This window comes from Pseudoalteromonas sp. NS-SX12 (genome assembly GCF_057367955.1).
On record NZ_CM170634.1, the window covers coordinates 1,163,334 to 1,186,260 of the forward strand.

The 22,927-nt window shown below is 40.2% G+C and carries 26 protein-coding genes; 12 read left to right on the plus strand and 14 right to left on the minus strand.

Translation table 11 applies throughout. From position 1 onward, the window contains the following. Positions 1–384 precede the first annotated feature (384 nt). The 3 genes from AC2IOM_RS05540 to AC2IOM_RS05550 all read left to right on the plus strand — a co-directional run bounded on the left by AC2IOM_RS05540 (position 385) and on the right by AC2IOM_RS05550 (position 6,063). Positions 385–3,219, plus strand: coding sequence for a TonB-dependent receptor plug domain-containing protein (locus tag AC2IOM_RS05540; RefSeq protein ID WP_486359355.1), 2,835 nt, complete (start codon positions 385–387; stop codon positions 3,217–3,219). A 58-nt stretch (positions 3,220–3,277) separates the two neighbouring features. Continuing rightward, positions 3,278–5,224 (plus strand): alpha/beta hydrolase family protein, encoded by a 1,947-nt coding sequence (locus AC2IOM_RS05545; RefSeq protein WP_486359356.1) that lies wholly within the window; start codon positions 3,278–3,280, stop codon positions 5,222–5,224. Between the two features lie 140 nt (positions 5,225–5,364). Next, positions 5,365–6,063, plus strand: a complete 699-nt coding sequence (locus tag AC2IOM_RS05550) for a hypothetical protein (RefSeq protein ID WP_486359357.1) — start codon at positions 5,365–5,367, stop codon at positions 6,061–6,063. Between the two features lie 302 nt (positions 6,064–6,365). Here the strand turns inward: AC2IOM_RS05550 and AC2IOM_RS05555 are convergent, their stop codons facing one another. Next, positions 6,366–7,010, minus strand: a complete 645-nt coding sequence (locus tag AC2IOM_RS05555; protein WP_010561560.1) for a DUF2959 domain-containing protein — start codon at positions 7,008–7,010, stop codon at positions 6,366–6,368. 76 nt (positions 7,011–7,086) lie between these two features. Between AC2IOM_RS05555 and AC2IOM_RS05560 the strand changes: the two genes are divergently transcribed. Together AC2IOM_RS05560 and dtd are read left to right on the plus strand one after the other, a co-directional pair. Further along, entirely contained in the window at positions 7,087–7,980 is an 894-nt protein-coding gene (locus AC2IOM_RS05560; RefSeq protein WP_051320887.1) for a virulence factor BrkB family protein, read from the plus strand. A 1-nt stretch (position 7,981) separates the two neighbouring features. Beyond that, complete coding sequence (gene dtd / locus AC2IOM_RS05565; RefSeq protein WP_486359358.1) at positions 7,982–8,419, plus strand: D-aminoacyl-tRNA deacylase; 438 nt, start codon at positions 7,982–7,984, stop codon at positions 8,417–8,419. Here dtd and AC2IOM_RS05570 read toward each other — a convergent pair. Then, entirely contained in the window at positions 8,408–9,073 is a 666-nt protein-coding gene (locus AC2IOM_RS05570; protein ID WP_486359359.1) for a polyamine aminopropyltransferase, read from the minus strand. The genes dtd and AC2IOM_RS05570 overlap by 12 nt on opposite strands. 125 nt (positions 9,074–9,198) lie before the next feature. Here AC2IOM_RS05570 and AC2IOM_RS05575 point away from each other — a divergent pair, with 125 nt between their 5' ends. After that, positions 9,199–10,098 (plus strand): bifunctional GNAT family N-acetyltransferase/hotdog fold thioesterase, encoded by a 900-nt coding sequence (locus AC2IOM_RS05575; protein ID WP_010561564.1) that lies wholly within the window; start codon positions 9,199–9,201, stop codon positions 10,096–10,098. 31 nt (positions 10,099–10,129) lie between these two features. Here the strand turns inward: AC2IOM_RS05575 and mgtE are convergent, their stop codons facing one another. The 12 genes from mgtE to AC2IOM_RS05635 form a co-directional block, all read right to left on the minus strand. After that, positions 10,130–11,491: a magnesium transporter gene (mgtE, locus tag AC2IOM_RS05580; protein WP_010561565.1), complete on the minus strand. Its 1,362-nt coding sequence runs from the start codon at positions 11,489–11,491 to the stop codon at positions 10,130–10,132. Positions 11,492–11,614: 123 nt separating this feature from the next. After that, positions 11,615–11,887 carry an HPr family phosphocarrier protein gene (locus AC2IOM_RS05585; protein WP_010561566.1) on the minus strand — a complete coding sequence of 91 codons (273 nt, stop codon included), beginning with the start codon at positions 11,885–11,887 and terminating at the stop codon, positions 11,615–11,617. A 15-nt stretch (positions 11,888–11,902) separates the two neighbouring features. Then, positions 11,903–12,751 carry an RNase adapter RapZ gene (gene rapZ, locus AC2IOM_RS05590; RefSeq protein ID WP_010561567.1) on the minus strand — a complete coding sequence of 283 codons (849 nt, stop codon included), beginning with the start codon at positions 12,749–12,751 and terminating at the stop codon, positions 11,903–11,905. Positions 12,752–12,766: 15 nt separating this feature from the next. Continuing rightward, positions 12,767–13,222 carry a PTS IIA-like nitrogen regulatory protein PtsN gene (ptsN, locus tag AC2IOM_RS05595; RefSeq protein WP_010561568.1) on the minus strand — a complete coding sequence of 152 codons (456 nt, stop codon included), beginning with the start codon at positions 13,220–13,222 and terminating at the stop codon, positions 12,767–12,769. 1 nt (position 13,223) lies between these two features. Next, positions 13,224–13,511, minus strand: a complete 288-nt coding sequence (hpf, locus tag AC2IOM_RS05600) for a ribosome hibernation promoting factor (RefSeq protein WP_010561569.1) — start codon at positions 13,509–13,511, stop codon at positions 13,224–13,226. A 22-nt stretch (positions 13,512–13,533) separates the two neighbouring features. Further along, positions 13,534–15,030: an RNA polymerase factor sigma-54 gene (locus AC2IOM_RS05605; RefSeq protein WP_486359360.1), complete on the minus strand. Its 1,497-nt coding sequence runs from the start codon at positions 15,028–15,030 to the stop codon at positions 13,534–13,536. Between the two features lie 78 nt (positions 15,031–15,108). Next, on the minus strand, positions 15,109–15,834 hold the full coding sequence (gene lptB / locus AC2IOM_RS05610) for an LPS export ABC transporter ATP-binding protein (RefSeq protein ID WP_010561571.1): 726 nt from the start codon (positions 15,832–15,834) through the stop codon (positions 15,109–15,111). Beyond that, a complete protein-coding gene (gene lptA, locus AC2IOM_RS05615) occupies positions 15,831–16,349 on the minus strand; it encodes a lipopolysaccharide transport periplasmic protein LptA (protein ID WP_486359361.1) in 519 nt (172 codons plus the stop codon). The genes lptB and lptA overlap by 4 nt, the downstream gene beginning before the upstream one ends. Before the next feature lies 1 nt (position 16,350). Next, on the minus strand, positions 16,351–16,902 hold the full coding sequence (gene lptC / locus AC2IOM_RS05620; protein ID WP_010561573.1) for an LPS export ABC transporter periplasmic protein LptC: 552 nt from the start codon (positions 16,900–16,902) through the stop codon (positions 16,351–16,353). Continuing rightward, positions 16,902–17,474: a 3-deoxy-manno-octulosonate-8-phosphatase KdsC gene (gene kdsC / locus AC2IOM_RS05625; RefSeq protein ID WP_486359362.1), complete on the minus strand. Its 573-nt coding sequence runs from the start codon at positions 17,472–17,474 to the stop codon at positions 16,902–16,904. The genes lptC and kdsC overlap by 1 nt, the downstream gene beginning before the upstream one ends. Continuing rightward, positions 17,471–18,433, minus strand: coding sequence for a KpsF/GutQ family sugar-phosphate isomerase (locus tag AC2IOM_RS05630; RefSeq protein ID WP_138629507.1), 963 nt, complete (start codon positions 18,431–18,433; stop codon positions 17,471–17,473). Before AC2IOM_RS05630 ends, kdsC begins: the two co-directional genes overlap by 4 nt. Positions 18,434–18,442: 9 nt before the next feature. Beyond that, a complete protein-coding gene (locus AC2IOM_RS05635; protein WP_054978167.1) occupies positions 18,443–19,426 on the minus strand; it encodes a calcium/sodium antiporter in 984 nt (327 codons plus the stop codon). Between the two features lie 162 nt (positions 19,427–19,588). On the opposite strand from AC2IOM_RS05635, the gene mlaF reads away from it, so the two are divergent. From mlaF to AC2IOM_RS05665, 6 genes are read left to right on the plus strand one after another with little or no spacing between them, the layout of a single operon-like run. Further along, positions 19,589–20,398: a phospholipid ABC transporter ATP-binding protein MlaF gene (mlaF, locus tag AC2IOM_RS05640; protein WP_010561577.1), complete on the plus strand. Its 810-nt coding sequence runs from the start codon at positions 19,589–19,591 to the stop codon at positions 20,396–20,398. Beyond that, positions 20,391–21,170 carry a lipid asymmetry maintenance ABC transporter permease subunit MlaE gene (gene mlaE, locus AC2IOM_RS05645; protein WP_486359363.1) on the plus strand — a complete coding sequence of 260 codons (780 nt, stop codon included), beginning with the start codon at positions 20,391–20,393 and terminating at the stop codon, positions 21,168–21,170. The genes mlaF and mlaE overlap by 8 nt, the downstream gene beginning before the upstream one ends. Before the next feature lie 10 nt (positions 21,171–21,180). Further along, positions 21,181–21,696 carry an outer membrane lipid asymmetry maintenance protein MlaD gene (gene mlaD / locus AC2IOM_RS05650; RefSeq protein ID WP_486359364.1) on the plus strand — a complete coding sequence of 172 codons (516 nt, stop codon included), beginning with the start codon at positions 21,181–21,183 and terminating at the stop codon, positions 21,694–21,696. A gap of 20 nt (positions 21,697–21,716) precedes the next feature. Continuing rightward, complete coding sequence (locus AC2IOM_RS05655) at positions 21,717–22,376, plus strand: MlaC/ttg2D family ABC transporter substrate-binding protein (protein ID WP_486359365.1); 660 nt, start codon at positions 21,717–21,719, stop codon at positions 22,374–22,376. Between the two features lie 3 nt (positions 22,377–22,379). Further along, positions 22,380–22,664, plus strand: coding sequence for an STAS domain-containing protein (locus tag AC2IOM_RS05660; RefSeq protein WP_054978164.1), 285 nt, complete (start codon positions 22,380–22,382; stop codon positions 22,662–22,664). Positions 22,665–22,669: 5 nt separating this feature from the next. Further along, the gene (locus AC2IOM_RS05665; RefSeq protein ID WP_010561582.1) at positions 22,670–22,924 is read left to right on the plus strand and encodes a BolA family protein; all 255 of its coding nucleotides are present in this window, start codon (positions 22,670–22,672) and stop codon (positions 22,922–22,924) included. Positions 22,925–22,927: the final 3 nt, after the last annotated feature.

Sequence of the window (22,927 nt, forward strand, 5' to 3'; positions counted from 1 at the left end):
TTAGTAAGGTGACGTTTGAGTTACCTTGCTAAAATTACGTTTTTCCTACTCTAAACTATCGTTCTAAACCTTTAACACGCCCTCACCATCCTCTAGTAACATCAACAATTTCATACGAAGTGTAAATGAATGTAAACGTTGAATTTATGTGTAAATTTAATTTTACTAATTTATTTTGGGTAAGCTTATGTTTTTTAATGGTTTTATGTTTTATTTATATTTGTTTACAATAAGTTTTGCATAATGTTGTTTGTCGAACAGTTATTAAGTTTTGTAATTTTTGTGTTAAAACAATGATGTTCGAATTACAAATAAGTCCAAAGAAAAACATTAATATGTAATTTGTTACAAACAACATTTAGAAAACTTCAGGGAAATCTCATTTTGAAAAAATTAAATTTATTAGCACTTAGCGTAAAATCTGCGCTATTTGCAGGCGCTATTACCAGTTTTGGTGCGGTAGCAGCCGAAGAAGAAAAAGCGGAAGAACAAGAAGTTGAGCGAGTATTAGTTACTGGCTCACGTATCAAACGTACCGATATGGAAGGTCCAGCACCTGTACTAAGTATTACAGCAGCAGACTTGAATGACAAAGGTTTTACAACAGCATATGATGCTATACAGTCACTAAGCGCAGCTACTGGTTCTAACCAAGGTCAAGCGTTTGGCGGATTTACATCGAACGCTGAGACTGTAAACTTCCGAGGTTTAGGTCCAAACCGTACATTAATTCTTTTAAACGGTAAGCGAGTTGCTAACTACCCTCGTGCATTTAATGGTCAAAACAATGTGTTTAACTTAGCTACTATTCCACTAGCTGCTGTTGAACGAATTGATATTGTTACGGGTGGTCAATCTGCAATCTATGGTTCAGATGCAATTGCGGGTGTAATGAACATCATCACTAAATCTGGTGTCGAAGAAAGCACTCTTAATATCGGTGGCTCTGAAACTGGTGCTGGTGGAGCAGGTTCTAAAGCTATCTCGTTTGTAACAGGTGGTGAGGGTGATGACTTTAGTTGGACGCTTGCACTTGATCATACTTATCAAGAAATGTTTGAAGGTAAAGAGCGTGCTTGGCTAGATGATCGTTTTGATAGACCATCTAACATTAGTGATTATCCTGAGCATGCTCTAGTTATGCCACGTACGCTAATGGCGATGCAATACGACGGTGGTTGGAAATATATCGATCCAGGCAAAGAAGCATGTGATCAGTTTGATGATTTACAGCATGCTAACCGTCCTAGCCGTGGTTTTTACTGTGGTAGAGATGGAAGCGGAGACGGAACATTAATTAATGAACGTAAGAATTCATCTGTATATCTAAATGGTACATATGAAATTAATGATGACCATCAAGTAAGTGCTGACTTACTTTACTGGACTTCTGACGCTATGCGTAAGAGCACTCAATGGTGGAGTACTCAATTCTTACGTGATGAAATTCAAGATGGCCCTAACTACCTAGGTAATGGTTATTTTTATACACCAGGTGATGGCCAATATAATTACCTGCAGCGTACTTGGCAAGAAGAAGAGATGCATGGTAAAGGCAATCGCGCATTATTCGACGAGCAAATGATAAACGCTACGGTATCGATGTCAGGAGTTGTATTTGAAGACTTCGAATATGAAGTTTATGCGACTTACAGTTTATCAAAAGATGAACAGTCAGAGTATATTGCTAAAAAAGAAGCTGCTTCAGATTATTTTGTAGCTTATGACGCTGAAACCGGTGCGCCTTCAATTAATTGGGATAGATGGTTTACTCCGTTAACAGAAGATGGTTTTAATCAAATTTTTGATAATAACCGTTCAAAGTCTGATGCTAGTACGATGACGACAGGTGCAAACATTACAGGTGACTTATTTGAATTACCAGCTGGTATGGTTGCATTCTCAGCACTAGTTGAATATGAGAAGTCAGAGTATGATATCAATGTACACCCTCGTACACTCTTAAAAGAAGGTCAAGGTTGGGCTAACTTGACAGGCACTGAAGGTGAAGGTGATCGTGCCAGAACAGCAGTTGCATTTGAGTTTTCAATTCCAGTAACAGAGCAATTTGATGTGAATCTAGCTGCTCGTTACGATAACTATAATGATGATACAGATGTAGGCGGTGCACCGACTTATCAAGTTGGTTTACAATACCGTCCTGTTGAAGAGCTTCTGCTTCGAGCTAACTGGGGTACAACTTTCCGTGCACCAGACCTTCATAACGTATTTAAAGATCCTTCAGGCTCATACTCAAGTATTACTGATTACGCATTAATTGAGTCATGTGAAGCACTTGCAGCGGGTAACTTAGACGGTATTTTAATTCCGAATGCCGATATTGCTAGTTTAACAACCACTTGTACACAAGACTTTACAGAAAGTTACACTGTATTTGGCGTGTCATCAGGTGAGAAAAATCTTAAAGAAGAAACGGGTGAGTCGCTTACTATTGGTTTTGTATGGGAGCCAATGGATAACTTAAGTATGACATTTGACCTTTACAATATTCTTATGGAAGATGCCGTACGTCCGTATCCAAACAGCCGTATCATGCGAGCAGAGCGTGACTGTCTGGCAGGTGACGAAGATCAAAACAGTGCATACTGTGCAGAAGCATTTGCACGTATAGATCGCTATGGTTCAACAGGCTTTAATACGTCTTATAAAGTAGACGAAATCCGTTCAAGCTTTATTAACGCGGCGATGCGTGAGCAAACTGGCTTCGATATGCAGCTAGAATACACGCATGAATTTGATGGTTTCGGTGAGTTTGGTCTACGTTCTGAGTATTCACACGTTCTTGAAACTAAGAACCAATGGTTCACAGGTGACGAGATCGATGAAGAATATCGTGATGATTACTACAACGATGAGTTCCGTTCAAAAGTTACTAATACTTTCTCTTGGACTACTGATGAATGGTACTTCACGTTAGTTCAATACCGTTATGGTTCACTACCTAACGATGTTGATGCTGATGATTGGACACAAGTTGAAGAGAAGCGTTATAAGCCTTTATTCATTTATAATTTAGGTATTAACTATGATGTAAATGATAGCAACCGTGTTCGTTTAGGTGTAAATAACTTATTTGATTCAGGTGCTCGTGCAGATGCATCAGAGCAAGGTCATCCATACTTCAATATTTTCTCATATCCAGCAATGACTATTCTTAAGGGTCGTGAGTTTACATTGAACTATACAGTGACTTTCTGATAGAAAGAAAACCTTTTAAAGCCCCTGTTGGGGCTTTTTTTGTTTTTAAGGAGTAAAAATGAAAACACATACTATTTTGGTGTGGCTATTTTTAGCGATGCTCAGTACGCAGGTGAATGCAAGTAAAATGATTGAAGGTTTTGCTAAGCACACAGCTTACCATCAAGTTGTTCTCGCACCAGATGGTAAGCACTTTGCCGTTACTGTGACAAATAATGAAGGCAAGCGTACTATATTGGTTTTAGAGCGCAGTACTAATCAGCAGGTTGGTTCATTAAGTTGGAGTGGCAGTGAGATCCCTAATCGCGTAGTGTGGCTCAATAATGAGCGCATTGGAATTGAAGTTGCTCTTAAAGTGAATGCATTAGATCAGCCAGTATTAACTGGTGAATATGTGGCGATGAATATTGATGGCAGCAAGAAAATAATTCTTCACGGTATGCGCAAAAAAGCGAAACGAAACAAAAGTAAAAGCAAGGCATCGATGGGGCAAATGTTTATTACAGACTTATTGCCTGATGAGCCTAATTTCGTAAATGTATTAACTATTCCTATCGGTGAGAGTTATGCAGAGTTAAAGCGTATCAACATTTATACAGGACGTGAAAAGCGTTTAGCAAAGTCACCACTCAAAGGGGGCGGCATGCTTGCAGACCATAATGGTAATGCGCGCTTTGCTGTAGGTATTGAAGATGATAATGGTAGTAATAAGACCGTTGTTTATTATAAACAAAAAGCTGATTCTGAGTGGCAGTTATTTGATAAATATAATGAAGATCAGGGGATGATTACACCCCTTGCCTTTGATGCAAAAAATGAAAAAGTCTATGTTTCTTCAAATATTAATCGTCAAACAAAAGCAATCTATTCACTGGATTTAGTAACTAAAGAGCTAAATCTGGTATCCGAAAATGGGCGGGTTGATGTTGCTGGTATGGATTTTGGTCCAAACAGAAGGCTTTATGCAGTGCATTATGAGCCTGACTACTCAGAGGTCGATGTTATTGATAAAAAGCATCCATTAGGCAAGTGGTATCCTTCATTTATTAAGTCATTTAAAGGTGCAAAAGTATCAATTGTAAGTTCAACACAGGATATGACCGAAATGGTTATTCTGGTTGAAACAGATAAAGATCCTGGCAGCTACTATCTCTTTAACAGTGCCACTGGAAAATTAAGTCTATTAATGAAGAGTAAACCATGGCTCGAATCTGACAAGTTAGGCACTACAGAAGCATTTAGCTTTACAGCACGTGATGGAAAAACGATTTACGGCTTTATTACTTTACCGAAAGGGAAAGATAAAAATTTACCTATGATTGTAATGCCACATGGTGGTCCTCATGGTCCACGTGATCATTGGACTTATGGTACTAATGATGACGTGCAATTGTTAGCGTCTCATGGCTACGCTGTACTTCGAGTAAATTTTAGAGGTAGTGGTGGTTACGGTAAGAACTATCAATCTAGCGGTTATCGAAAATGGGGTAGTGCCATTATGGATGATATTACCGATGGTGTTAAATGGGCTGTATCACAAGGTATTGCTGATGAGAGTCGTTTGTGTATATACGGTGCCTCTTTTGGTGGTTATTCTGCACTCATGGCACCAGTAAGAGAGCCAGAACTGTATAAATGTGCGATTGGTTATGTAGGTGTATATGACATGGATCTCTTGTTTAAAACAGGTGATGTGCCTGAGTCACAATATGGCACTAACTTTTTAAAGAAGGTTATTGGTGAAGATAGAGCGGAAATAGAAGCTTTTTCACCAGCACGTCACGTTGATAAAATAAAAGCAGCTGTATTTATTGTGCATGGTGAGAAAGATGAGCGCGCGCATTATGATCATGCTTTACTACTTCGTGACAAGTTTGAGCAAGCAAATAAGCCATATAAATGGTTGACGAAACCAAAAGAAGGCCATGGTTTTTATAAAGAAGAAAATCGAATGGATTTGTACAATCAAATGCTTGATTTCTTAGAAAAGCATATTGGAAAGTAATAACTTCGGGACTTTCAATTCTTATATTAACAGTCCCGAAAATTAATTTTTTCTTACAATATTGTTTTTCAATAAGTAAGCTAAGTTGTTACCGTTATAGGTATTATTAATTGCTTGTTTGGTTATGCAAGGAGAGTTACATGCGTTTATCGTTAGTAAAAAAACTTAAATTAGCAACTGTATCATCTGCATTTATATTTTCTGTAAATGCGAGTCCATCTGATGATCTGGGGTTTGTACTTGGTATTAAAGATATTTCACAAGGTTATGAGGTGTTAGAAGTTAGGAAAGGAAGCTTAGCAGATAAGCTCAAAGTAAAAGCAGGTGATAGAATTACTGCGGTTCATGGGCAGATCCCTAATGAGGGCAATAAGAATCAAATCGTAGCAGCTCTTAATACTATGGGACCTGGTAGCTTATTCAATGTGAGGATTGTTTCTGATGGCGATGAATTTGAGCTATTAAGCGCAATCCCCGAAGTCCGTAAAGCATCTACGGAAATGTGTGCGTATGCTTCTTTGCAGGGAAATCCACCCAAAACCAGAGATGTACACAACGTATCAGTAAAGCATGTTAATGGCAGTCCTGTAAATAATCGTAATCGTTACAAATTAGATTCTGGATATAACACATTGCGACTTTTAGAAAACATTAAAGTCCAAGATATCCGCTATAAACTTACATCAGAGCGCCATAAAAATGTGCGTATCTATATTGAACCGGGAGATCAGGTTTATTTGGGTGCTCAGTACTTGAAAGCTTATCGTATGGAAACAATGCGTGGTAAGCATTGGTATCCAACAATCTGGAAAAGTAAGCAAGTTTCTTGCAGTATGTAACACATGTTCCAATATATTAAAGCGACTCATTGTAGTCGCTTTTTTGTAATAATCTTACGTTTTCTAGAGTTGTTATTGCGCAAACATTACTTTTTTAAAATATCTGATTTGGTTGCAAGTTGAGAAAATGGACGCCTCAACAAGCTGTTAAGTGCTATGTTAAAACTAACGTCTTCAATAAGTTGCTATGCTCTATGTTCTCAATGGCGCTTCTTATTTAATCACAGGAAAATACTCAAATACGGATAAGTTTAAAATAAATGTTTTCATTTTATTTGTTGCGTTTAACAATTTCAACCTAATTACTTATTCATCTGCGCTATAAACTTATTTGAGTCTGCGATGGATTTATTCATTTCGCTCATAAGTGTTTTAATATCGCGTTTTAATGTAGAAAACTCGCCTTTTATTGCGGCAATTGCTTGCGCATTAAGGTTATGTTTTAGGTATAAAACGTTGTCGTTTAACGCGGTTAAAACGGGTTCCATTTTGCTTTCAGAGCGGCGCATTGAACGTAATAGTTGCTCAAACTGGCGCTTAGTCGCGGAAAGTTTCTTTTGACTATCGCGTTTTAGTTTAGCGTTTGAATACTGTTCTAATTCTTCTTCCCACTCATCAAACAGTGCTTCGGCTACGTCTTCAACGGCATTAATTTTACTCGATACATCTTCAGCTGACTTTTTACTCGCCAAATAATCATCATTAAGTTGGTCGTAAACTTTTTGTAGCTCACCACCATCAAAATTAATTAATGTTGTTAAGCGCTCATAGGCTGATTGGAATTCTTCTTGAGAATCTTGTTGAGACTCTTTTGCTTCTTCTACACGGTCAATCAGAATGTCGCGCTTGTGAACACCTACGCTTTCCATTGCAGAGTAATAAGCTGTTTGACAGCCTGAAAGGGTTAATAAGCTTGTGGTTGCGACAGCGAGCAGTAATTTTTTCATAGTGTGTTCAATTCTCTTTATGCTTTCCATTATCTTGTTATTATATGGCAATATTTTTTTATTAGTAGCGCTTACGATGCAGAATAAAGTCGATTACTCCCAGATGTTTCAGCAATTTGGTAAAGCAATACGTTACGCCGCCTTTTGGTTTAAGGGGTATGGCAAACGTTGCTTAGATGACCAAATTACCGTTAATGCGGGTTATTTAGCCTATGTAACCTTGTTGTCATTGGTACCAATGCTCGCTGTGGTCTTTGCTATTTTTTCTGCGTTTCCTGTGTTTCAGGACTTTAGAGCGGTTATCGAAAATTTTATTTTTAATAACTTTGTGCCAACGTCTTCAGAAACCATTAAAGAGCACATAGGTGCGTTTACTGGTAATGCGAGTCAAATGACAGCAATGGGTATTGGTTTTTTAATCGTTGTAGCGCTGTTTTTGATTCGTAATGTAGATGCAACGCTCAATCGTATTTGGCGCACGCAGAAGAAGCGCCCGGTTGTGATCTCGTTTGCGGTTTATTGGATGGTATTAACGCTTGGCCCGGTTTTATTGGGTGCAAGCTTAGGTATGACATCGTACCTTGTCAGCTTGGCAGCGTATGCCGATGAAGGGATCCCTGGTTTTAGCGGCTTTCTACTTGGATTGTTACCTTACGTGATTTCTACCGCGGGTTTTATGCTGATTTACACCGTAGTTCCTAATATCCGAGTGCCTATTAAAGCCTCTTTACCAGGCGCGATGTTTGCCGCACTGTTATTTGAGCTCAGTAAAAAAGGGTTTGCAGCTTACGTAAGTAACTTCCCATCTTATGAAGTGATTTATGGGGCACTTGCGACCATTCCTATTTTGTTTGTTTGGGTGTATCTGTCATGGATTGTCGTGTTATTAGGTGCTGAATTCACAGTATCACTACAACAGAGCTTCGGTGAGAGAAAGAAGCCGTTAATTGTTGAGCAAGAGGAAGAATAATATGCAAGGGTTAATTCAACGGGTGAGTGAAGCCAAAGTGGTCGTTGATGGGAAGGTTGTTGGTGAAATTAGTCACGGTATTTTACTGCTGTTAGGGGTAGAAAAAGGTGATGACCAGCAAAAAGCAGATAAGCTATTGCACAAAGTATCTGGCTACCGCATTTTCTCTGATAGTGAAGGGAAAATGAATTTGAGCCTAAAAGATATCGGCGGTGATTTGTTAGTGGTTTCGCAATTTACACTAGCAGCCGATACTAAAAAAGGAATGCGTCCTAGCTTTTCGTCTGCAGCTGTACCAGCGCTTGGTGAAGAGTTATACGAATATTTTGTAAGCCAAGCTAAGCAAAGCTTAACAACTGTGCAAACAGGCCAATTTGGTGCCGATATGAAAGTGCACCTAGTGAACGATGGACCCGTGACGTTTCGTTTAGAAGTGTAAATGCACTATTTTGTTGTTGTAGTCCTTAATCGCGTAAATTGTCACATCCGCTTTAAATACACTCGTCAGTACAGTGCGCAACGAATTTAACTGATGCGCGCTTTCACATATAAAATTAATAAATAAGTGCCGATTAGCGTCATCAACAAACAGCGACTTCACTCGTTGATAAAACTCGTGTTGAAACAGAAAAATAGGGCAGTCTTGCTTACTAAATAAATCAAGCACAATCCAATTATACGAGTTGGAAAAATGATAAGTTGTAATATCGCCGGCAATGAGATTGGATTGTGGCAGTGACGCAAAATACTGCGTATATAACTCGATAATATCTTGGCTTTTTTCAATAGTAGTAATGTTGCAATGCGGGTAACTTGCATTGAGATAATTGCGAATTGCACCGCCACCTAATCCTACTTCTAATATATTGCTGGGCTCAGGTAAGGTTTGCCATAAGCTGGCTAATTGTTGCAAATGTGGCAGTAAAAACTGCTGAGGTTGTGTTAAATCGCTAACTGACTGTAATGTGTTGTCTATTAATAGCCACCTAACATCTTCAAGCTGCCTAACAGTGCATGTGCCTATTGGCGTTTTTCTTAAGCAAACTAGGGTGCCAAGCATGTTTGCGTTATTTACAAAATCAATAGATACCACATTAAGCCCTTGTAAACGCGTTCAATATTAAGCGTAGGCTAATACCAAAGTGTTTACCATCGAGTGATTTTATATTGTGCATTTTTAGGTTAATCTGTTGCCAATTAAAATTATAAGGAGTCGCTATGTTACAAGTTACGACACCCCAAAGTAGTCAAGATTGGCAGGATTATTATCAACTTAGATGGCAGGTGCTACGCGCCCCTTGGCAGCAGCCTCGAGGTTCTGAACAAGACGAGTTCGAGCAAGAAGCGGAACATCGTTTTATTAAAAATGAACAAGGCCAAGTGCTAGGCGTTGCACGTTTGCATTGGAATACCGGTGAACAAGCGCAAGTGCGTTATATGGCGGTGAATAAAGATCATCGCGGTCATCACCTTGGCAGTCGTTTATTGCATGAACTAGAAAAGCTTGCATGGCAGCAAGGCGCTAAAGAATTACTCTTGTTTGCTCGTGATAGAGCGGTCGATTTTTATAAGCGCCACGGTTATGTGGTTGTTGAAAAAGCGCACTTGATGTACGGCGATATTCAACATTGGAAAATGGTTAAAGTATGCCCGTCATGTCCAGGCTGGTTCCGTCGCCCTGAATGGACTAAGGTGCTGCAAAATACGTGGCGTGAGGATATTCCAATCAGCGATGCTATGGGCATTAAGGTTGAGAGTTATACCGATTGGCAATTTACTACAAGCGCTGAATTTAGTGCTAATCAAAACCTTCACGGTACAATGTTTGCCGGTTCTATTTATAGTCTTGCTACCTTAACAGGTTGGGGAGCAACTTATTTACATTTGAAAGAGATAGGAAGCGACGCTGCAATTGTGCTATCTGATGCAAGTATTAAATATCTTAAGCCGCTAAAACAAGATCCTATCGGCAATGTTGATTTACACAAGTGCTCAGGTGATCTTTCTAGCTTAGAGCAAGGTGAAAAAGCAGTTTACACAGTGCCAGTGCAAATTTTTGACGGTGAGCAACTGGTTGCTGAATTTGTCGGTGAGTACACCTTGCTGCCAAAGAAGTAGAACTAGGGTGATATAAGCGTAATTGCTTATATCACGGTAACAGGAAGTAGGTTGCAGTGCCAAGGAAGGCAAAAATACCTACTACATCTGTTACTGTTGTTAGAATTACCCCGCCAGCAAGTGCTGGGTCGATATCTAATTTCTTTAAAATAAGTGGAATTGTTACCCCGGCACAACCGGCGGCAAATAAATTCATAAACATCGCAAAGGCAATCACTAAACCGAGTGTGAAGTCCCATTGCCAAAGCGCTACTACCGAAGCTATTAACACCGCCCAAATCACGCCATTGAGCATACCAATCGCTATTTCTTTACCAATTAACCAACGCTGGTTGGCATCGTTAATGTGGCCAACAGCCATACCGCGAATAACTAAGGTGAGTGTTTGGCTACCGGCAATGCCACCCATTGAAGGCACAATGCCGTTAAGTACAGCTAAAATCGGTAATATACCTAAGGTCGATTCAAAAAAACCTGCCACAAATGCAGCAAGGATTGCAGTAATTAAGTTTACGCCAAGCCACACCGAGCGGCGCTTGGTACTTTTTACAACGGGAGCGAAGGTATCTTCTTCGTCATCAAGACCCGCCATACTCATCATGCTGTGTTCGGCTTCTTCACGGATTACATCAACAATGTCATCGATGGTAATACGGCCAAGTAATTGGCTGTCTTCATCGACAACAGGGGCTGAAATCCAGTTATGACGTTCGAATAATTGCGCAACTTCTGACTCACCCATACTAACAGGGATTGCTTCAGATTCATTATCCATCACTTCTCGTACAGTGAGTAACGGACTTTTTGTCAATAATGTCGCAAGCTGAATATCACCTAAAAACTTATTTTCTTTATCGACAACGTAAAGTTCATCGGTGCCTTCAGGTAATTCGCCTTTTAAGCGTAAATAACGCAAAACGACGTCAAGCGTGACATCAGGGCGAATCGTGATGGTATCGGTACTCATTAGAGCACCCGCGGTTTCTTCCTCGTAAGATAAAACAAATGTCGCGCGCTCTTGATCTGTTTTATCCATTGAGCCCAATACTTCTTGGTATACGGTATCGGGTAAGCTACGTAACACTTCTGCAAGGTCATCATCATCCATTTCTTCCGTTGCAGCGGCAATTAGCGCAGGATCCATTTGCGCGATAATGCCGTTACGCACATCTTCAGAAAGCTCTTCTAAGGTTTCACCTTGCAGATCCGGGTCAACCAATTGCCATAAAACAGTACGGCTTTTATGCGGTGAAGACTCCAACAATAAAGCAATATCACACGGTGGCATATGCGCTAACATGCGTCGAACATGCACAAACATGCCGCTACTTAGGGCTTTTGTAACCTCATGTAGTTGTGTTTGTGAGTAGTCTTGTTCTAGTGCTTCTGGCATGTTCACCCTATTATTTATTGAAGGTTGGAGTGAATGATTGCAACTCTTTGATTTATTAGAGTTAACTTACGTCTAACTTATTGTAGCATTATTGCAGAAAAATGTTTTAACTAAGTTAGCTGTTTATTCGTCTTCGTTAAACTTAGCTTGAATTAAATCGCCTATGGCAAGTAACGCTTGATCTTGGTCAGGACCCTCACAACGCACTAATACCTCTTTACCTTGCGAGCTTTCTAACAGCATTAAACCCAATACACTATCAGCTTCAGCCGTTTTACCGCCTTGGGATAAACTAATTTTCGCATCAAATGCCATTGCGAGCTTTGCAAGTTGGGTTGCAGCGCGAGCATGTAGCCCTAACTTGTTTTCGATTAAAAATCGTTTTTCAACTGACATAATAGTCGCTTATGCTTATTTGTTTACTTGCTCACGATGGTGGGCTTTTACGTTTTTATGGTGTTTGGCGAAGCTATCAGCCAGTGTTTGTGCTAAATAAACTGAACGATGCTGGCCGCCAGTACAGCCAATTGCAACGGTTAAATAGCTACGGTTATTACGCTCTAAATGCGGTAACCAAGTTTCAATAAAGGTTTGCACTTGCCATGCAAATTTATGAACCACAGGCTGGCTAGAAAGGAAGTCGATTACCGGTTGGTCTAACCCCGTTAACGGCTTAAGTGCTGGTTCCCAATGCGGGTTTGGCAAAAAGCGGGCGTCAAAAACATAGTCAGCATGTTTTGGAATACCGTGTTTATAACCGAATGACTCAAACGTGATAATTAACTGATTTGATTTTTTACCGAGTACCTTCTCTCGTATGCTATCGGCAAGTTGGTGAACACTTAAGCCTGTTGTATCGATAAAAATATCCGCTTGTGAGGCGATAGGATCGAGCAGCTTTTTCTCAGCTTCAATGGCTTCTTCAAGGGAGATATTATTCAGTGATAACGGATGCAAGCGGCGCGTCTCTGAAAAGCGCTTAATTAGCGTGCTGTCATCGCTATCAAGGTAAAATAAGGTTGGTGTTGCAAAACCAGGTAAATAGTCGAGTACTTCTTCTATTTCCTCTGGCTCTTTAGTCATATTTCGAGCATCAACACTCACTGCAATTTTGTCGTATTTATCTGAAACTGAGCGGATCAACGAAGGCAATAAATTAACAGGAATATTGTCAACAACATAGTACCCGAGATCTTCCAATACTCTGAGAGCGACTGTTTTTCCTGAACCAGAACGACCACTGACTAAAATAAGTTGCACTTAGATCTCCCTTAGTTAACTCGCCTCACTACTAATGATTTGATATAGCTGATGATTATTTTCAGCGTGACGTAGTTGACGGCAAAACTGCTTATCTTTTAGTTTATCAGCGATGGTGGCTAAAGTCTGCAAATGTTGCTGGCACTTTTGTTCTGGTATGAGCAGTACGATAAAAATATCAACGTCTTTATCGTCAATAGCATCAAACGGAATAGGTGACTGATTTACAATTAAAAAGCCAATGGTATTTTGTAGGCCATCAATGCGGCCATGAGGAATGGCGAGGCCTTTACCAATACCCGTGCTACCTAGTTTTTCGCGTTGCAGCAAGGCTTCAAGAAACTCTTGAGAAGTAATATCAGGGGCTTGCTGATGGGCAAGGTCGCTAATAAATTCAAACAGTCTTTTTTTGCTATTAAAAAGGACCGCGGTTTTAGCGCAGTCCTCAGCAATAATATCGGTTAATTTCATTTTAGTGGCGAGAAAGTTTCTCTTTGTGCTTAATTACTTGGCGGTCTAGTTTGTCGACCAGGCCATCGATTGCTGCATACATATCTTGATGCTCGGTAGAGGCAAACAATTCGCCACCGTTAACATGCATAGTAGCTTCTGCTTTTTGTGATAGTTTTTCAATATCTAGAATAACGTGCACGTTATTTATATGATCAAAATGCCTCTCTAGTTTTGCAAATTTGTTAGTGACATAGTCTCTTAAAGAATCAGTAATTTCTACGTGACGACCTGTTAAGTTTAATTGCATAAGCATTTTCCTTCTATTTGGTCTAGATCAGGCTCTTGCGCTGATTAGACGGTGGTATGGATAGCGACTCACGGTATTTTGCGATAGTGCGTCGCGCCACTTTAATTCCTTGTTCTGCTAGTAAGTCGGTAATCTTGCTATCACTTAATGGTTTAGCTGGATTTTCCGCCGCAACTAGCTTTTTGATCAGTGCTCGAATCGCGGTAGATGAACACTCACCCCCATTTTCCGTGCTAACGTGGCTTGAAAAAAAGTATTTAAGCTCATAAATGCCACGTGGTGTATGCATGTATTTTTGCGTTGTTACACGCGAGATAGTCGACTCATGCATCTCGACCATTTCGGCAACGTCGTTTAAAACCATAGGTTTCATTGCTTCGTCACCATATTCAAAGAATGCCTGTTGTTGTTCAACAATGCAATTGGCTACTTTTAATAAAGTATCGTTGCGACTTTCTAAGCTTTTAATAAACCATTTTGCTTCTTGCAAATGGTTGCGAATAAACTGGCTGTCAGTGCTTGATTTCATCGAGCGAGTAAGCGCAGCATATTGTTCATTCACGCGGATCTTTGGCATGCTATCGTTGTTTAAATCAACGCGCCAACGTCCTTTAATTTTCTTTACTGAAACATCGGGAACCACATATTCAGGCTCTTCTTTTATGATGCTTTCAGCTGGTTTTGGATTAAGGCTATGTATTAATGTTAAGACTTCTTTTAACTCAGGCTCCTTGAGTTTAGCCTTCTTCATTATTGTACGATAATCACGTAATCCCAAAAGTTCCATATGGTTTGAGATTACGCTCTTTGTTTCGTTTAGCCAAGGGGTATTTTTGTCGTACTGATTGAGCTGGATCAATAAACATTCTTGTAACGAACGTGCAGCAATACCAACAGGATCAAAGAGTTGAACGCGTTTAAGTACAGCTTCAACTTCGTCTAGTTCAATTTGTTCTTGGTCGTCAGATTGCTGTACCGCTTCTAAAATTTCTTCGCTACTTTGTGTTAAATAACCTGAATCGTCTACCGCTTCAACAATTGTGGTTGCGATCATCTCGTCGGTGTCGCTGAACGGCGTTAAGCGTAATTGCCACATCAAGTAATCTTGCAATGATTCGCTGGTAGAGCCTTGATATACAGTATCGTTGTCAGGAGCTGGGGCGTTACTGACAGAAACTGGTGCGGCGCTGATATAATCATCCCACGACACATCCATAGCTAAATCTTCAGAAATATTCTCGTTGCTAAGTGCGTCGCTTGATTCAATTTCACTTTGGCTTGGCGCTGCTTCAACATCATCGCCGTTTATTGATTCGTCTTTGTTTGACTCAGTGCTTTCGTTGTTTTGTTTATCGTCACTGTAGTCAATGTCTTCTTCAAGTAAAGGATTGGCATCAAGCGCTTCTTGAATTTCTTGCTGCAAATCTAACGTACTCAGTTGCAACAAGCGAATAGCCTGTTGCAATTGTGGAGTCATTGTTAGTTGCTGCCCAAGGCGAAGCTGTAAAGATTGCTTCATGTAGTTATTCTAATCCTTCTTTCGATTTCAAGCCGCTAGTTAACAATTCAATTCCAAATTTAAGGCCTATAACTATTACTATAGTCTGAATTGTTCACCTAGGTATACATCGCGTACTTTTTGGTTGTTTAAAACGTCTTCAGCCGTGCCAGATGCGATTAATTCGCCGTGAGAAACAATGTAGGCTTTTTCACATACATCTAAGGTTTCACGCACGTTGTGGTCTGTTATTAACACGCCAATGCCGCGATTTTTCAAATGCTCAATTATTTTCTTTATATCTATCACTGAAATAGGATCAACACCAGCAAAAGGTTCATCTAACAGGATAAATTTGGGGTTTGCGGCTAATGCGCGCGCAATTTCCACACGACGACGTTCACCGCCCGACAATGCCATACCCTGTGAATCTCGGATATGGCCAATGTTAAATTCTTCTAATAAATCATCGAGCGCTTCTTCGCGTTGCACACGATTAAGTTCTTTGCGTGTTTCTAGAATCGCCATGATGTTTTGATATACAGTAAGCTTTCTAAAAATCGACGATTCTTGCGGTAAATAGCCTATGCCTAAACGGGCGCGACTATGCATTGGTTGCAATGTAATGTCATTATCGTCAATACGAATAACGCCATTGTCGCTCGGCACTAAACCAACAATCATGTAAAACGTCGTGGTTTTACCGGCACCGTTAGGACCCAGCAAACCAACAATACTGCCAGCTTTCACTTCTAAACCAACATTTTTTACCACTTGGCGTGATTTGTAACTTTTAGCCAGCTTTTCGGCAATTAATGTGCTCATTGTCCGCCTTGTTCATTTTGCGTATTGATGATGGTTTTTACTTGGTTAGTTGAGTTTTCAGCTTTTTTAGACGTCACTGTTTCAGCTGCGCGATCATAGATGATGGTATCTGCTGACATCATGTCGCCATTTTGTTGAAATTTGGCGCCACCAGACATTGTAAATAATGATTTAGCCACATCGTAAGTGACTTTTTTAGCACTTGCGACAATGATTGACCCATCTTCTTGTTCAGCACTAAATTTTACCGGATCACCACTGGCAATAAGTAATTGCTGGTTATCTCCTAACTCAGCTCGTTTATGTGCTTCAAGGTAATCGGCGGTGATGGTCATATTGCCATGCTTAATTTGTACATTATGGCGAAAAATACCGACATTTTCTTTTAAGCGAGCAGCTTGCTCATCGGCGTCAATCTCAAGTGGGTGCTTAAGTTTGATCTGCTCAGCGGTAGCGTGTCCACTTGTGATACACAAAGTGAGGGCTAGTCCAGCGATTGACAGTAATTTCGTCATGTTATTGGTCATAATAAGTGGTCTTTGTATGGTTTATTAACTTAATAACTTGCTCTTCTAAATTAGCATTGAGGCCTTGTCCTTTAATTTCAAGTCCCGGACCTGTCATTTTTACTTCGGATTGAGAAGTCATTAGTTTGCTATTAATTAAATATTCTACGCTTGCCGCTTCAATTGTATTGAGCATGATATTTGGTGTTAGACTTTTGGCAATAACGTTTTGTTCCAAAATGAGCTTTTCGTTATTGTAGAGCGTGGCTTCATCGGCTGTGAGTTGCCACACACCTTGTTCTGAAAAAATAGTAAATTGCGGTTTTTCAAAGTGGGTAAAACCTAAATCTTGATACATCGACATTTTTCGCGCCATCACTTTATGGCTAACAGTACCAGATTCATTAAAGTTGGTTTGCTTTAAGTCGGTTGCAATGTAATCAGGAATACTGGCAACGTTTTCAACAATCGGCTTTGGTTCTTTAGGTGTAAAGAAGTAAGGCAACCAAAGCCAAACCATGGCAATGGTGAAAAGTATAGTAAGTGCAATACGCGCCGACATTAGCTGCTACTACCTGCGTGGCTAAGTGTTTTGTCTTGGCTCAGCATAATTAAATCGGTCAGTTCTCTTACTGCGCCAAAACCGCCTACCATGGTAGTTTTATAATCAGCGATGCGTTTTACCAGAGGGTGAGCATCATTGGTTGCTACGGCAAAGCCAACTAATTCCATTACGGGTAAATCCGGGCTATCGTCCCCAATATAAGCAATGTTTTCGTTATCAAGTGATAGCGCGTGTTTTAAGTTATTAAAAGCGACTATTTTATCTTCTTGGCCTTGATAGATATGCTGAACAGTAAGGCTTTTCATACGGTTTTCCACAATCTTTGAGTTGCGCCCAGTAATTACCGCAACCTGTATGCCACTATTGATAAGCGACTTAATACCAAAGCCATCTTTAGTATGAAATGCTTTTAGTTCTTCGCCATCATTACCAAGGTAAATGCGACCATCAGAAAATACGCCATCGATATCACAAATTAACAGTTTAATTTTGCTTGCTTTTGCAAATACGTCAGCACTGGTTTGTGCATATAATTCGTTAAAAAGCTGCTGTGATGTAGTTAAACTCATAAAACACCTGCCTTAAGTAAATCCTGCATATTAAGTGCGCCAATTGGCTGTTGTTGCTGGTCAACTACAAGCAAACCGTTTATTTTCTTTTGTTCCATTATGTTTAAGGCTTCAGCAGCAAGCATCGATTCATTTGCTGTTGTGCACTGTTTAGTCATCACTTCTGAAATAGCTGTAGCGTGAATATCAATGCGTTGTTCTAAAATCCGGCGCAGGTCACCATCGGTAAAAATACCTGAAAGTAATCCGTTATTGTCGACAACCGCTGTCATACCAAGCCCTTTGGCTGTCATTTCTAACAGAGCGTTTTTAACCGTTGTGTTTTCAGCTACCACAGGTAATGCTTCGCCTTGATGCATAATGTCTTTAAGCATTAACAATAGGCGCTTACCTAAACTGCCGCCAGGGTGTGATAAAGCAAAATCATCGGCGGTAAAACCTTTTTCTTCAAGCAATGCAACAGCAATCGCATCGCCCATCGCCAAGGTTGCTGTAGTACTTGCTGTAGGTGCTAGTCCTAAAGGGCAGGCTTCTTCTGAAATAGCGATACAAATATGCACATTAGATTGTTGTGCAAGAGTTGAGTGTTGTTTGCCACTCATGCCTACGATTTTTGCACCAATGCGCTTGATTACGGGGATCAGGTTAATCACTTCTGCGGTTTCACCTGAATTAGAGATCATCAATAGCACATCATCTTGTGTGATCATGCCTAAGTCGCCGTGACTTGCTTCGCCTGGGTGGACAAAAAAAGCGGGTGTGCCAGTGCTTGCTAGCGTTGCTGCTATTTTATTACCTATATGACCCGATTTTCCCATACCAATGACAATAACACGGCCTTTGCAGTCATACATCAACTGACACGCATTGCTAAAGTCATCGTTAATATATTGAGCGAGTTGCTCAATGGCATTTTTTTCGATTTCTAAAACGCGTTTACCGCGAGCAATAAAGTTCATGACTTTGCCTTAAGCGCTTACTGTTGAGAAAATAAGGTATTGATATCCTAAAAAGGCAGCTAACAACAAACCGCCTTCAACACGATTAATACGGCGTGAACCGCGAATACTCAAACTCATTGCAATAAGGGCTGCTGTTGCACCTAACATAATTAAGATATCGCGGCTCGATACTGCAGGATCAACGCTTGATGGATTAATAATGCCCGCAAGCGACAATACCGCTAACAGGTTAAAGATATTTGAGCCAATGATGTTGCCTAGCGCTAAGTCGTCTTCATTTTTAAGTACGCCAGCAACACACGCCGCAAGTTCAGGTAAGCTGGTACCAATTGCAATAATAGTTAAGCCAATCACCAAATCGCTAATACCAAATAGTTTGGCAATGTCGGTTGCTGATTCAATAATAAAATGTGAACTGATAGGTAAAATCGCCATGCCGATAACTAACCACATAAGCGCAATCGGTGTGCGTACATTGTCAGGCACTTCGTCACAGGCTTCGTCAACGAAGGGATCGTGTTCGGCATTGGCTGCTTTGCTTTGTTTTACCGAGATAATGGTCACTGCAGCAATAAAAATGAAGAAACTCACCATCAGTGCAACGCCTTCACCGAATGCTAAATAGTTGTCCGATAAAATGTACCAAGCACCAAGGGATACTAGCATTACGACTGGCATTTCACGTTTTAGCGTACTCGATGACACACTCAGCGGGCGCAACAGTGCTGTAATACCAAGTACTAGCAGAATATTAGTAATATTTGAACCAACCGCGTTACCGACAGCAGTGTCTGTTTGTTTTGCAAGCGCCGCTTGCGCCGATACCATCATCTCTGGTGCCGATGAGCCCATCGCGACAATTGTTAAACCAATAATTAATGTTGGAATACCATAGTTCTTTGCCAGTGCAGCCGCACCAAAAACAAAGCGATCCGCACTCCAAACTAAGCCAACAAATCCTGCAATTAAAATAGCAATTGATAACAACATTATTGAATAAAAACCAAAATTTAGATAACACCAAATAATATCAAATCTGGATTTAAAACACAGCTTTTGTAAGTGTTATTACAAATATTTACTTTTTCATAGGTTTCACAACATTTTTAAAACGCTTAGAATACAGTGCGCAATTAATTCTAGGAGAGCGACTTGTCGCAAAGTTTAGTTGAAATAAAGGACGTTACCTTTTCTCGTGGCGATAGAGTGATTTATCAAAACATGAGCTTTAGCGTTCCTACAGGAAAAATCACCGCGATAATGGGACCAAGTGGTATTGGTAAAACAACCATGTTGCGTTTGATTGGTGGTCAGCTGAAACCCGATTCAGGCGACATTTTGTTTTCAGGTGAAAGCATTCCGAAAATGTCACGCAGCGAGCTATACCAAGCGCGTGAACGTATGAGCATGTTATTTCAAAGCGGCGCTCTATTCACTGATATGAGCGTGTTTGACAATATTGCTTTTCCACTTCGTGAACATACTAAATTGTCAGAAGACGTTATCCGTATCATCGTATTAATGAAATTAGAAGCGGTTGGGTTACGTGGCGCGCGTGACTTAATGCCGTCAGAGCTTTCAGGTGGTATGGCAAGGCGTGCGGCACTGGCTCGGGCAATTGCACTCGACCCTGAATTAATCATGTACGATGAACCTTTTGCGGGCCAAGATCCAATCTCAATGGGCGTGTTAGTTAAGTTAATCAAATCATTAAACCAAACACTTAACATCACTTCTTTGGTGGTAACGCACGATGTGACAGAGGTGATGAGTATTGCGGATCATGTCGTGATTTTAGCGGATAAAGGAGTGATTGGTGAAGGTTCACCTGAACAGGTTGCTCAGTCAAAATCGCCGTTAGTTCAACAGTTTTTACAAGGGCTATCTGATGGTCCTGTGCCATTCCACTTTGATGCTGCGCCATACGAACAAGATTTATTAATGGGAAGCGAACGTGGTTAATACTATTCAAATAATCGGCCGCAATACACTAGACACACTAGCAGGCATAGGCCGTGCGCTAATTATGCTGTTAGGCGCTATTTTTAGTGTGCCAAATTTCAAAAAGGGTACACCATTATTGATAAAGCAACTTTATATGGTTGGCTTTTTATCACTGATTATTATTTTAGTATCAGGCCTTTTTATCGGCATGGTATTGGCGTTACAAGGCTACACAGTATTGGTGGATTACGGTGCTGAAGACAGTCTTGGCCCATTGGTTGCGTTGAGCTTATTGCGAGAGTTAGGCCCAGTAGTTACGGCTTTGTTATTTGCTGGTCGTGCAGGCAGTGCATTAACTGCCGAAATTGGTTTAATGAAAGCAACAGAACAGTTAACTAGTTTAGAAATGATGGCTGTAGACCCCCTAAAGCGTGTGATTGCGCCACGTTTTTGGGCTGGCATGATTAGTATGCCGCTGCTTGCGATGATTTTCTCGGCGGTAGCGATTCTTGGTGCACATATTGTTGGTGTTGATTGGCTTGGTGTTGATTCAGGTAGTTTTTGGTCAATTATGCAGGCACAAGTATCGTTTGAAAAAGACATTTTAAATGGCGCAATTAAAGCCGTGGTATTTGCTTTTGTTGTGACTTGGATTGCACTTTATAAAGGCTACGATTGTGTACCAACTTCTGAAGGTATTAGTAAAGCAACAACAGAAACCGTAGTGCAGTCATCACTGGCAGTTTTGGGATTAGATTTTGTGCTAACAGCAATTATGTTTGGCGCGTAAAGGGTAAAAAATGAATTCGAAGAAAATTGAAATATTAGTAGGCTTTTTCGTTAGTTTAGGTATAGCAGCAATTGTGATGCTGGCACTTAAGGTAGCGAATGCGGGCATGAGTGGAAACGGCGATACTTACAGCCTTTTTGCAAAATTCGACAATATAGGTTCGCTTAAAGTGCGCTCACCAATCAAGGTAGGTGGTGTTGTAGTGGGTCGCGTTGAAGCAATTAATTTAGATCCTACGGACTATGTGCCTGTTGTGCACATGAAAATTGCGACAGAATACGGCAATTTTACCGAGACTACGTCGGTCAATATATTAACTTCAGGCATTCTTGGTGAGCAGTATTTAGGTATTAACCCTGGTGTGATTGCGCACAAAGATATGAATGGCGAGGATGAACTAAGTGAAATGTTTGGCCTCGAAGAAGTAAAGGTTTTAAAAGATGGTGACTTTATTACTGATACTAAATCAGCTCTGGTATTGGAAGAGCTTATTGGTCAGTTTTTGTTTAACCAAAGTAACGATTAATTAGGATTGTAATAGTTAAGATGATGAAATATTTATTTGCGATTTTACTGGTATTGGCGTCGAGTGTATCAGTTGCTAAAGAAGTGGACGAAAGTAACCCGTATTTAATGGTAAGAACGGTTGCAGAGAATACCTTTGCTCGTATCACTCAAGATAAAGCGATTATTGAACATGATAAAAACCATTTAAAAGTAGTGGTTGAGCAAGAACTACTTCCTTATATCGATTATCGCTATGCGGCGCAGCGTGTGCTTGGTAGCTATATTTCTAAAGTGCGTAATATTAAAGATAAAGAAGAGCAAAAGGCGGAAATTGAAAACCTTAAACGCTTTATTGATGTATTTCGCGAATATTTAATTACGTCTTATGCGGGTATTTTTACCCAGTATCGTGGTCAAGAGGTAGAATTTGCACCAGCTCAAGACTTTTCAGACGATAAGTTAGTGCTTGTTAAAACTAAAATTGTTGAATCAGGTAAGCCAGATATCAACATCGACTTTAAAGTACGCAAAACTAAATCAGGCGAATGGAAAGGTTTCGATATGTTACCTGAAGGCATTAGCTTATTAGATGCTAAGCAATCAGAGTTTCACGGTATTCTGCGTACAGAAGGCCTTGGTTACGTAATTGATATGCTAGATAAAAAGAGCAAGTTGCCAGTGCAATTTGCTGGTGAATAAGTAATGTCTTTACTTACGTTAAAAGCGGTTGATGACACAACTTATGTATTGAGTGGCGAGCTTAATCGCTACTCAGTACCGAGTGTTAAACTACCCAAAGTTCCAACTCAATCAACCCTAACGCTCGACTTGAGCGAGGTTGCTAAAGTTGACACTGCAGGCCTTGCTTGGCTCATCTATAATTTCTCACAATTGCAACGGAACAATATAAGCCTTAAACTTGTCCACTTACCTGAGCAACTCAAAAAGCTAATGCAATTGGGTCACGTAGAGAATTTATTTGAGTAGAGTTAATGGATCCTAAACAAGTCGAAGATATTTTATCGCAAGCATTATCGCTTGATTTTATTAAAGTAAAAGCCGAAGGCAGTCATTATGAATTGATTGTTGTAGGTGAGTGTTTTGCTGGCGCGTCGCGCGTTAAGCAGCAGCAAATGGTTTATGCACCATTAATGGAAAAGATTTCTGACGGCACAATGCATGCCGTATCAATTAAAGCCTACACGCCAGAACAATGGGAACGTGATCGCAAATTGATGATGCTATAGGTG